The sequence below is a fragment of the Oleiphilus sp. HI0043 genome, from assembly GCF_001634935.1.
Genome location: NZ_LWEY01000766.1, coordinates 1 through 747 on the forward strand (window position 1 = coordinate 1; position 747 = coordinate 747).

Here is a 747-nt window from a genome sequence, read left to right on the forward strand (position 1 = left end):
AGGCGATAGTCAGCACTTGTTAGGCGTTTTTACGCGAGCTAAGTCTGCGAGAGAGCACTTTTCAAAAATACTAAACGGACAGTCGTATACCGATACTATGAATACTAAAAATGTAACGTTCAAAATGGCACCTGGCGGTGAAGTTCGCGGAAATATCCGAGTAGCGGGCGATAAATCGATTTCCCATCGTTCAATAATGTTAGGCGCTCTTGCAGAAGGAGTGACGGAAGTTGAAGGGTTTCTTGAGGGCGAAGATAGTCTGGCGACACTTCAGGCCTTTAGGGATATGGGGGTTGTAATTGAGGGGCCAGAAGAAGGGCGAGTTAAGATTCATGGTGTTGGTCTGCATGGTCTTCAAGCGCCTCCTGGGCCACTTTACCTTGGTAACTCAGGAACTGGTATGCGTTTATTTGCCGGTCTACTTGCCGGGCAAAAATTTGATACGGAATTGACGGGTGATGAGTCTTTATCTAAGCGGCCAATGGAGCGAGTTGCTGGCCCATTACGTCAAATGGGTGCGAAAATTGAGTCTGCGGAAGGTGGACGTCCGCCTCTAAAAATTAGTGGTTCTCAAACTCTGGCAGGTATTCGTTATGATATGCCAATGGCCAGTGCGCAAGTTAAGTCTTGTTTGTTATTGGCGGGCTTATACGCTGATGGCGAAACACAGGTTCAGGAGCCAGCGCCGACTCGAGACCATACAGAGCGTATGCTTAATGGTTTTGGTTATCCGGTAAAGCGAGAGGG

1 pseudogene is annotated in these 747 nt (G+C 48.1%); it reads left to right on the forward strand.

Annotation, left to right across the window (positions count from 1 at the left end):
• Nucleotides 1–747, forward strand: a pseudogene (locus tag A3729_RS08735) (bifunctional prephenate dehydrogenase/3-phosphoshikimate 1-carboxyvinyltransferase); the annotation flags it as partial.